Here is an 11,378-nt window from a genome sequence, read left to right on the forward strand (position 1 = left end):
ATAGCGCGAGTTAAAGCGAGCTATTTGCTAAAGCAATCCATTTGTTAAGGCACAAGCTTAAGCTGAAGGTTGCTCTACAGGTTTAGTGTCTGCAGCTTCTGTTTCAGGAGACTTGCCTGTTTTACGTTTGTACTTCTCTTCCCAGTAAGTAGCACCTTTAATGCCTAGTTTTACAGGGTTGAACGTGTACTCAGTTACGCCTTGTTTCTGCTGTTCTTCGTAGTCAGCTAGAGCTTTAAGCGCAGGCTTAGACATGAAGAAGATGATCAGAATACCCACGATGTTTAACCATGCCATCAAGCCAACACCAACATCACCCATTGCCCATGCAAGGTTAGCTGTTTTAACTGTGCCATAGAAAACTGCAGTGATAAGAACAAGCTTAAGTACGAACATCATGCCAGGGATCTTGATGGTACGACGTAGGTAAGCAATATTCGTTTCTGCGATGTAGTAGTAAGCAAGAATCGTTGTAAATGCGAAGAAGAACAGAGCAAATGCGATGAATGGCTTACCAATGCCTGGTAGTGCACTTTCAATAGCAAGCTGTGTAAATACAGGACCATTCGCACCAACGTTTGCTGCTAAGTTCTGAACAAGGAACACACCTTCTGCGCCGCCGTGAACGTTGTAAGCACCAGTGATGATGATCATGAACGCTGTAGCAGAACATACTAGAAGAGTATCGATGTAGATAGAAAACGCTTGTACCAAACCTTGCTGAGCTGGGTGATCAACACTTGCAGCTGCTGCCGCGTGAGGACCTGTACCTTGACCCGCTTCGTTTGAGTAAACACCACGCTTAACACCCCAACCAATTGCAGCACCGAAGCCAGCCATAGGTGTGAATGCATCACCAACAATCATTGCGAAAACAGTTGGCACTTGGCTGATGTTTAGCAGAATGATAACGAACGCGATGATGATGTACGCCAATGCCATGAAAGGAACAACGATTTGTGTGAAGTTCGCAATACGTTTAACACCACCAAAGATGATGAAAGCAAGGATGATAGCAACAACAGTACCGGTGAAAATTTTAGCGAAACTGAATGTACCGACAGCTGTTTCAATCATATCACCTGAGCCAAATGCAGCTTCTACAGCATTACCAATACTGTTTGACTGAACACCTGGAAGCAAAATGCCACATGCAAAAATAGTCGCGATAGCGAAGATCCATGCGTACCACTTCTGACCCATTGCTTTTTCAATGTAGTAAGCCGGACCACCACGGAACTGGCCTTCGTCTTCTTCTTTGTAGATTTGCGCTAGCGTAGATTCTGCGTAAGCAGTTGCGGCGCCAAAGAAGGCTACAACCCACATCCAGAATACTGCACCTGGGCCACCGAAACCGATAGCGGCAGCAACACCAGCAATGTTACCGGTACCGACACGGCCAGATAGCGAAACGGCTAGAGCTTGGAAAGACGAGATGCCTTTTGATGAGCTTTTACCTGATAGTAGCAAGCGCCACATTTCAAAGAAGTGACGGATTTGAACAAATCGAGTCATGATGGAGTAGAACAAACCTGCACCTAAACATAGGTAGATAAGTACTGGGCTCCAGATTATTCCATTCAAAAAATCAACGAATGACTGCATGAGTATTTTCCCTGTTAGTTTTGCTTATGATTGTTTTTCGAACAACACAATACTTCACTTGTAACCCAAGTGTTAAATTATTTAACTGCGCATTAGGATTACTGTGACATAAAGCAAGTTATAGAGGGGGTTTGTTAATGCTTAGTGCTAATTCGATAATCGTTTCATTTAACTTGATATGCAACTAGTTTTGCCTTCTGGTGTTTTGCAAAGTGAATAAATAGTGATTAATACAAAAAGGGGTATTTGAGATGCGAATAAAATACGAAATTAAAAAAAAGCAGCGTGTAAAGCCGCTAGCATAAACGGCTGATATAGGGGGGGGGGGATAAGTAGATTGGAATCTATCACCTGCATCGTATGATCTAGCAGATGCAAGAAACTGTGTTTTTTGAAGATTCGATAATTGCGGCTTTAAGAATTACTTAGTGAAAGTTGTTAGTTTGATGACTGTTTCAAACAACTACGAACCCTCGCTCTTGTAATTCTTGAGCGAACTCCGACTGAGTATTTGGCTCGCCGTGAATCAAATGCACCTCTTTCGGTGGAGTCGCGATACCCTCTATAAATCGGTAGAGATCCTCTTTATCAGCATGAGCAGAATAGCCAGACATGCCATGAATTTGAGCATTAACCTCAACGTCTTTGTTATCAATAGAAACCTGCATTTCGCCTTGTTGCAGCTCTCGTCCGAGCGTTCCGTGCGCTTGATAGCCAGCTAAAATTACATCAGTTCGTTTATCGGGAAGCAAGGCGGATAAGTAGTTCATGATCCTGCCGCCCTGACACATTCCAGAAGCTGCGACCACAATCGCGGGTTCACCTGTCGACTTAAGGCGATTAACGATTTTCTTGTGCATTCTATGCCCATCAACAGTAATGCACTGCTCAAAAGCGAGTGGGTGACGTTTCAGTTCTAGCCGTTGCTTTGCTTCTTGTCCCCAGAGTTCTTTAAAGCGTCGATAGGAACGTGTCACTTTCTCTGCCATAGGAGAATCGAGGATGATAGGAATATCGGCGCTGAGCTGATGCTCAAAGATCAGGTGTTCGATATCAAATAGCAACTCTTGTGTTCGACCGATACTGAAGGCCGGAATTAGGATGACACCCCCATCAAGTAGCGAACGATCTATGATGCTTTTGAGGCGCTCTGCTCGTGTCGCAATATCATCATGTGTACTGGTGCCATAAGTGGATTCGATAAACAGATAGTCGGCTTGTTGTGGTGGCTTAGGATCGGGCAGTAGTGGTGTGTTACTTGGGCCCAAATCGCCAGAGAAGACTACCACCTCTTGGTTGGGTAATTTAATCTCGATATAGGCAGAACCTAAGATGTGCCCAGCGGGTTGAAAGCGGGCATGCAAAGTATTTGGCCTATGATGATCCTTTCCGTTTTTTTGCTGTTTAGACGTGATTGGAAACCATTCCCCGTAAGGCTTGGGAGCAATTAACGAATGAATCTTTTTGAGTATCAGCTTCGACTGTTTATTACTGAGTCCTTGCAGCTTTAAGCCATCCTCAATCATTAAAGGGGCGAGTTCAGCGGTGGCTTGCGTGCAATAAATCGGTTGGTTAAACCCACTGGCGAGTAACCAAGGTAATCGGCCAATATGATCAATGTGAGTATGAGTCAGCAGCAGAGCGTTGAGGTGGGATGTTTCAAATTCAATATCGAGAGGGTGGGTGTCCGCACCTTGAAGCTTTTTACCTTGAAGATCTAAACCTTGAAACAGGCCACAATCGATGAGTACCGCTTGGCCTGAATCTCTTAATTCGTGACAAGATCCTGTGACAGTATGTTTGCCGCCATGGTGAATCACTTCCATCGTTTACTCCCATTGCTCTATAAAGCCGTTAACGCCTGTTTTTATTTTGCGGGTAAGCGCCAGTAAGTAAAACAAGAACAATGAGAGTTGCGATCGTTGAGTATCTTTTTAAATAATTGAGCGATAACTCAGTGGGTTCGTTGTGAGTTAGTTCGTAGAAGAGCGGTCTGAATCCAACTCTGGGTTTTGCTGCGCCTCTAAACGAGCCACTTCGGCATCAAGCTCTGCTATTTTCTCTGCCATGAGTGCGTGACAGCGATTGGCCAACTCCCTTGCATCGCTGAGCTTGTATCCGGATACATCGATAGGTTCCAGCATCTCGGTAATCGCAATACCGTTGTTTAATCGATTTAAGTCGATCTTATTGTGTGTGGTGCTGGTACACATCGGGGTGATAGGCACACCAGCTTCAATCGCCATTCGGAAAGCGCCTGTTTTGAATGGCAGTAATCCACGTCCTTTACTACGGGTTCCTTCAGGGTAAACCCAAACAGATAGATCTCTCTGATGAATCGCTTCCGCCACTTGTTTGATGGTATCGCGTGCTTTGGACTTGTCTTCACGGTTAATCATGATGTTACCGGTGATCCAATACAGCAGACCAAAGAAAGGCACGTACAACAAATCGCGTTTGCCCAATGAAACAGTGCGTGGTCTTAGCATTCCTGGGTCGGTCACAAAGTCCAATATGCTTTGGTGGTTAGAGATGTAGACGCTGTTTTCTGGTGTCGGGGCATTGTCGAGGCCGCGCTGCACCAGTTTTACACCGATGATCTTTTGGAGTTGGTTGAACCAACGACAGAAAACGTACACATGCTTGGGGTTCTTGGGGCTAAACAAGCAGTAAACAAAAGCACATAGAGTGGTGAGAATAATAAACACCGTAGCCAAAATAATACGAAGAACAGCAAGCACAATTCACTCCTTACTCACCACAGATGGCAGTGATTAAATAGTTTTAGATGCTTGAAGTTTTCACTCTATTTAACCGAATTGCAACAATTAACTGTGTTAGGGGGCTATTTTTAGATCTTTATATAAAACAAGGACTAACAATGGGCATTTGACACACTTATCGAGCTTACACGTGTTCACCAGTAATGGCTCATGATCACCAATACTGTTTATTTGGATCCGATTTTTCTACCCATTCAGGATCTTGACGCGATTCCAAGTAGAGTTGTAGGCCGTTATAAGACATGAAAGCTGCAGGGCCGCCGAGGTGTTCGAAATAGTCGAAATACTCATCTTCGAGCGCACATAGGTGGGCCAAATCTTCAACCTTGTTAGCTAACGCCCATTGAATGGCAAATACAGGCGCAACTGAGCCTGAAATATTCACCTCTTCGACGTTTGGGTTAAACATTGAATTAGCTTGCTCAAGCAGTATCTCTTCTTGTTCAGACTCTTGTTGTAGTACCTCTTCGACGATCTCCGAGCGCTTGGTATTAGAGACACTTTTGTTCAGCTTAGCGATTCGCAGTGCGTAGCTAAATCGGTCTGATGAAACGATGTCGACAAGCTGCGACAACAGCTCTTTGTCTACGCTTGCAGCCTTGGTGAAATAGTCTATACACGAATTGATTGAGGCATAACGAGTACCGTCAAACTCAAAGCCACTGGTTTCGTCGTATACCTCAAGTGGGATGTCATCAACCGACAAAGGCCAGCCTTTATAATCAACGCGTTGCTTGGCGATTTGATACATTTTCCACGCGCTGCGCCCAAACCCGCCAAGTGTCGAGCCCGAGAAATCAGAATCAATAAGTTCTTGCTCTGTCCAGTTCTCACCGATGCCAAGGTGCTTAGCGTACTTGTCTATCAGAGTGTGTTTTATCTGATCGCGCACAGACCAAATTGAGGTCAGATTCTTTGAATAGTTAATTCTCGCACACTCATTACAAGCCGGCAGTGCTATCGGTGAATGGCCAATCTTGGCAACAGCCTGCGCTGTCTTAGGGAATTCAACAAGGTTACTGGAAGGTTCACCACAAAACCAACAGGTGTGGCGCAGGTTGAATGGGGTATCTATGTGTGAGTATGTGTTCATTAGTCTTTATCGGCTAGGTGCTTTAGGCGAGTTAATCATCTTCAAACAATTATCTCTGTTCGCACGTCAGCTTGCACCTTGTTTGTTTTTGTTTTGCTGACGAAACTGATTCATGATGTGACTCGCCTGATGAGCTCATTAGGTAGATATTGATATAAAACAGTCACTAACGATAAATGTTGATTGGTGTGGCTGAACTTACATGAGCTGCTAGCAATCGCCCAAGCTCCCCATTACTATTGAGATAGACTCCTTACTCCAATAACGCATATGTCCTCATCGATTCCATTTTACGATAAAAATGCTCACACACTTTGCCAGCAGTACAACTCAGTTACGTTCGAGACGGTACATAAAAGCTGGCAAGCTTACTGGCCTTTAGAGGGCGATAAAGTACTAGATATCGGTGCAGGGAGCGGTCGTGATGCGCTATGGATGCACAAAGCCGGAGCTGATGTTATTGCGATAGAACCAAGTGCTTCATTACGCGAACAAGGCTCGAAATATACAGGCCCAAGTGTTACCTGGATTGATGATTCACTCCCCTCGCTTAGCCGCACTGAAAACCTCGGAATGCGTTTTGAGTTGATATTGGTGAGTGCGGTTTGGATGCATCTCGCTCCGTCTCATCGAGAGCGTGCATTTAGAAAATTGTCTAACTTGCTAGCTCCAAATGGCAAACTGGTGATCACTCTGCGTCATGGGGAGTTTCAAGACAGTCGACAAGGCTATGAAGTCTCAGTTGAAGAGCTCGAGCGTTTATCAAAAAACAGCGCCTTGTTGGTTCGTCATGTTGATGATAGCCAAGATAGGTTGAACCGCAATGAAGTGTGGTGGCAAACCGTGGTGATGACATTGCCAGACGATGGCTCCGGTGACTTGAACAAGGTGCGCCACATTATTGTGAATGACAACAAGTCGGCCACATACAAGTTGGCTTTGTTGAGAACATTACTGCGAATTGCGGATGCTCATTCAGGCGCTGTGATTGATCGAACTGATGGGAAAATTTCTCTACCATTGGGCTTGGTCGCTCTGTATTGGGTTAGGCAGTTTAAGCGCTTGATTGATATCGATATAGAAGGCGCTGGGATTCAGCAAAATAGCAACACGAGTAAAGGCCTCGGATTTGTAAAAACGGATGGTTGGAACAAACTAAAGCATCTTAGTGCCGATGATCTAGCTATTGGTACTATGTTTTTAGGCGAGGAAGCCAAAGCATTGCAGAAGCTGTTTTCACAAACGATCAGTACTATTAAATCGGGTCCAGTGACCTTTATTTATCATGGCTCTAAAGAGAATAAGCTGTTTGAGATACTCCCACCTCAGCAGCGACGTAAGAGCCGAGAATCGCTGGTCATTGATTGTGAGTTCCTAGAAAGCTTTGGCTATTTCACTCTCGATGAAAGCCTGTGGGAGTGCTTTAGAATTTACCACTCTTGGATTGAACCGCTGGTGGTGAATCAATGGGTGATGGAGATGCAGCGTTTTGAGTTAAATCGACAGCGCAACATATCACTACAGACCTATCACGACTGTTTAGTCTGGATTGACCGAAACCATGATACTCGTGATGTACGCAAAAGAGTTGAACAGCTTAGAGCTGATCAGGCAGACATTGTCAGTGTTTGGAGTGGAAAATCATTAAAAAACGAGTATCACGTTGATCACTGTCTGCCTTTTGCTTATTGGCCGAATAACGACAAGTGGAACCTCTTTCCCACCACAAGCAAAGAGAATCTAAGCAAAAGTGACAAAGTTCCTACCGCTGAAAAACTTCGTGCGTCTAAGCCTCGTATTCTCGAATGGTGGCAATTGGCGTGGAACGATTCCGCTCATTTTGAACAACAGTTCTTTTCGGAAGCGGCTCTTTCTTTACCCAATATTCCATTACAGTGTCGAGATTTCGAAGAGGTGTTTGACGCTATGGGTTTGCAGGTACGCGGTGTGAAAAGCCGACTATTAATCAATGAGTGGCACTGATCGCAATTTACCCTCTAATTTAATCCTTTGAGTAACGGTAGAGTAAACGATGAAATACATCGGAATTGATGGCTGCAAGGCGGGTTGGATCGCTTGGATTGTCTCTGGCAATGAAACACCTGAGTTCAAGGTGGTGAAGACCCTCGAAGAGCTGGTTGATGATCTTACGGGATCAACAACATTAATCGATATGCCGATTGGCTTTAGCGATTCACTGACTCCAGATAGATTATGCGATAAAGCAGCAAGACGTTTCCTCACCAGCAAACGTGGCTCTTCCGTGTTTCCTGTTCCGTGTCGAGAGGCGGTTTACCAAACCGATTACATTGCGGCGTGCAGTGCTAATGTTGAGCAGCTTGATAAGAAGTTTTCTAAACAGAGTTGGGGAATTGTGCCCAAGATTCGCGAGCTTGATGAACTCATTGAATCTCACTCAAGCCTTTCGATAAGGGAATCACATCCTGAGGTGGTGTTTGCAGCATTGAAAGGTGAACCGCTGACGTTTTCCAAACGAACGCAAGAAGGCAAAGAGGAACGGCTTTCTATTATTCAGCAACTCGCCCCTCAATGGTGTGACGGCTTGTCGTTGGCCGTTTCAAATACCAAGCGTAAAGACGTTGCGATAGACGATATTTATGACGCATTCATATTGATGTTGATTGCGTATCACGCTCCAACATTGTCGTGCTTGCCTGAATTTTCTGATATTGGCGGAAAGGCGGATAAGGATCAGAACGGACGAGTTCGAGAGATTGTCTATTGGGACAAAACGCGCTAACAAAGCGTGCGTTTAGTTTTGTTTAATGTGTTATTTTTCAATCCCTGTTGATTTCCACTCCTATTTTTTTGAGTCTCTGATATGAAACGTTTTATTGTCGGCTATCTGGCCACTGTGCTCAGTGCTGTGAGTAACGCCCAAGTTGCCCCTATATCTCAATGGCAATGCGACATGATGAAAAAGAACAATGTCTTGAGTAGTGGTGCGCCCGTTGGTTGTGAGCGGCTATCCAAAGTGGATTTCGCTTTCATTAATTTCAAAGGGGAAACGCAACAGGGCAATATGATCGTGCTTGATGTTATTGCGCCAGCTGTTGAACAAATCTTTTCAGAGCTTAAACAGCGCAATTTTCCTCTTCATTCCGCTCGCCTAATGCGTGAATTCAGAGGTGATGATAGCGCCTCAATGGACGCGAACAACAGTAGCGCGTTTAACGCTCGTCCTATTACAGGCGGAGGAGGTTGGTCGAAACATGCCTATGGTGTGGCAATCGACATCAACCCAGTTCAAAATCCTTTCTTAGAGTTCGATAGCAAGGGACGAATCACGGTAAAGCCTTCACAATCAGCGGCTCGCTATGTGAACCGTACTCGTTTTCGCGCGCGTGATGAAATTGAACGCCGAGGCATGGCAGAAGATGTGATTGAGCTGTTTGCTCATCACGGATTTATGATCTGGGGAGGGGATTGGAATAGCCCAATCGATACTCAGCATTTTGAGGTCGGCTCAAGAAAGTTCGTTAACCAACTGCTCTCTAAACCACAACCTGAAGCCAAAGTGTTATTTGAGCGCTACGTCGAATCTTATCGACAGTGCTCTATCAAAAATAAAGGCGAGAACGCAGAAAAAGCTCGAGCTATCTGTGCAAAGAAAACAGTCGGCACTTTTTAGTGCTATGTTTATCTAGAACCGTTTGTGTTTTAGCAAGTTAAACTCGCTTCAGGTGTGTTTTGAATCGCTAAGGTCAGCGCTTGTCGTTGGCCTTTTTGGTATTTATTTTTTCAATAGAACACCACATATTGAAAAGGTTATCGGGTATCCAATGGTCAATAATCGATAAGCGAATGCTGCGCAAAGTCATCGGTTTGTCATCGAAAAACTCATAGCGTTAACGTTATGTGAGAACCATTGCTGGTGGGGGAACTATTTGCCGAATCGCCAGTATTATTAGTGAACTGATCACAACGGACCAACTAATGAAAAAGATACCTTTGGCTCTAACTCTTTTAAGCACTCTACTTTTTTCACAATATTCTTTGGCTACAGACACTTCACACACCACTCAAAATCCGACCTACGAACTCGATGGTAAGGCGGTATTAGGGCGTACAGAGAATGTATACCTATCTAGCGTTCAAGGGCTAAAAGACGTTCCTTTCATTGGTAAAATCGATACCGGTGCAGAAACCACTTCTATGCATGCGGAAGACATTCATGTGAAGAGCTCTAATGCCGACTACAAAAACCTCAAAGACAAAGAGTTGATGGCGGCGTTAACCGAAGACCTGTTGAACAATTCCGATGTTGATTACGATGATTGGGATGGCAGTACCTTTGCAAAATATGAAGCTGTGGTCTCTTTCAAGGTTCAAAACCCACGTACGGGTGACATGGTATTAATTAAAGCACCTTTAGAGCGTGTCAGCATAATACGCAGCCGCACCAGCAGCACGCCTTTGCTTCGCCCTACTGTCAAAATGTCGCTGACCATTGCGGATCAAGAGTTAAAAACAGACGTTAACCTGACGGACAGAAGTCACTTCTCTGCGCCAGTATTGATCGGCAAAACCTTCCTTGCGGATAACGCACTGGTGTTTGCTGGTTACGACTATTTGCAGGAGCAGGAAAACGCGACGGTTGTTGGCCGAAAAGAGGTGATGTCTATCTCGGGAATGGCGATGAACGTGACCTTCTCATTAAAAAATCGCTACAGCATTCTTCATGCGAAAGACATCGATGTAGATAAGAAGAACAGTGAAGTGACGTTTGATATGTTCGACAACGATGGTGAGCAGAAAGAGATGACACTGCCATTAGTTCGTATGTTAAGTGTAGGTGGTAAAAAAAGACCTTTGGTGTATGTGCCGGTTCAACTCGATGAAAACACAACCAAAGACGTTCTGGTGTACCTGCGCGACCGTTCGAATAGCAGCTCACAGCTCAGATTGGGCACTGATACAGCAAGTGAGCTTTTTATGATTGACACCAGTGCTGAGAATATTCTTTCTGAAGGATCTGAGAATTTCAGCGAGGTCGCGAAGAAGACTGAGCCACTGATTATCTCACCGGAAGAAGATATCACATTAGATGGTTTCCCTATGAAGGCTGTTGCTTCATTTACTGTCAACACGCCTTTGTTGAAGGTCGACAGTTTTGAAATGACAGGTAAAGGCAAAGAGGCTTCTGTTGAATTTTATCTTACAGATGTAAATGGTGAGAAGCAGAAGATAACAAAGCCAATTATTAAGAAGCTTAAGGTCGGTGATGATACTCGCCCGGTGGTAAGTGGTGAGTTTTTGGGAGCTGGTAAAGTTCGCCAACAAGAGTTTGCTATCGATGTGCTTAACAGCAATGAAAAAGAAGCGTACTTCATTCTAGGTAAGAAGATGGCGAAAGATGGGGTATATGTGAATACTCGATCTGATTATCTTTTGAAATCGGAACCTTTGTTTAAAGTTGGGCATATAGAAGTTGTTGAAGTCAACGGCATGACATTCCCTGCCAAGTTGGATACAGGCGCAGATGTCAGCTCAATGAACGCAGTCAACATCAAACGATTTAAGAAAGACGGCCAAGACATGGTGAGCTTTACCTATCAAAACAACCAAGGCGATAAGCAAGACTTCACTAAGCCTGTGATTGATGTAATGCGCATTAAAGCTAAGAAAGGCGAGAAGGTGAACATTCGCCCAGTGGTAGAAATGAAGGTGAAGTTGGGTGACCTAGAGAAAGAGGTGAGGGTAAACCTTCAAGATCGCTCTCGCTTTGAATACAGCATGATCCTAGGTAAGAACTTCTTAAAGCACGGCGCAGTAGTGAGTAGCGATGAAGATTACTTACTGGGCGATATGGAGTAACACCGTAAGCGTGTCATGAACCCCGCATTCTAATCTTTCAGCGCGAAGAATAAGATCAA

Annotated in this window: 8 protein-coding genes; 4 read left to right on the forward strand and 4 right to left on the reverse strand. The window is 44.5% G+C overall.

Annotated elements, in window-relative coordinates; genetic code table 11:
* Positions 1-57: 57 nt before the first annotated feature.
* The 4 genes from ACED42_RS09360 to ACED42_RS09375 all read right to left on the reverse strand — a co-directional run bounded on the left by ACED42_RS09360 (position 58) and on the right by ACED42_RS09375 (position 5,481).
* Positions 58-1,605: a sodium:alanine symporter family protein gene (locus tag ACED42_RS09360; protein ID WP_048658817.1), complete on the reverse strand. Its 1,548-nt coding sequence runs from the start codon at positions 1,603-1,605 to the stop codon at positions 58-60.
* Positions 1,606-2,060: 455 nt separating this feature from the next.
* Entirely contained in the window at positions 2,061-3,431 is a 1,371-nt protein-coding gene (locus ACED42_RS09365) for an MBL fold metallo-hydrolase (RefSeq protein WP_102530420.1), read from the reverse strand.
* Between the two features lie 147 nt (positions 3,432-3,578).
* The gene (locus ACED42_RS09370; protein ID WP_048663718.1) at positions 3,579-4,346 is read right to left on the reverse strand and encodes a 1-acylglycerol-3-phosphate O-acyltransferase; all 768 of its coding nucleotides are present in this window, start codon (positions 4,344-4,346) and stop codon (positions 3,579-3,581) included.
* A gap of 196 nt (positions 4,347-4,542) precedes the next feature.
* Positions 4,543-5,481, reverse strand: coding sequence for a hypothetical protein (locus ACED42_RS09375; protein WP_102530422.1), 939 nt, complete (start codon positions 5,479-5,481; stop codon positions 4,543-4,545).
* Between the two features lie 270 nt (positions 5,482-5,751).
* On the opposite strand from ACED42_RS09375, the gene ACED42_RS09380 reads away from it, so the two are divergent.
* From ACED42_RS09380 to ACED42_RS09395, 4 genes are all read left to right on the forward strand, one after another.
* A complete protein-coding gene (locus ACED42_RS09380; RefSeq protein WP_102530423.1) occupies positions 5,752-7,464 on the forward strand; it encodes a bifunctional 2-polyprenyl-6-hydroxyphenol methylase/3-demethylubiquinol 3-O-methyltransferase UbiG in 1,713 nt (570 codons plus the stop codon).
* Between the two features lie 49 nt (positions 7,465-7,513).
* A complete protein-coding gene (locus tag ACED42_RS09385; RefSeq protein WP_371702274.1) occupies positions 7,514-8,242 on the forward strand; it encodes a DUF429 domain-containing protein in 729 nt (242 codons plus the stop codon).
* An 81-nt stretch (positions 8,243-8,323) separates the two neighbouring features.
* Entirely contained in the window at positions 8,324-9,133 is an 810-nt protein-coding gene (locus ACED42_RS09390; protein ID WP_371702276.1) for a M15 family metallopeptidase, read from the forward strand.
* Positions 9,134-9,438: 305 nt separating this feature from the next.
* The gene (locus ACED42_RS09395) at positions 9,439-11,319 is read left to right on the forward strand and encodes a RimK/LysX family protein (RefSeq protein ID WP_017098056.1); all 1,881 of its coding nucleotides are present in this window, start codon (positions 9,439-9,441) and stop codon (positions 11,317-11,319) included.
* The last annotated feature ends 59 nt before the right edge of the window (positions 11,320-11,378 follow it).

The sequence above is a fragment of the Vibrio sp. FF145 genome (assembly GCF_041439075.1).
GTDB classification, from domain to species: Bacteria; Pseudomonadota; Gammaproteobacteria; order Enterobacterales; family Vibrionaceae; genus Vibrio; species Vibrio tasmaniensis_A.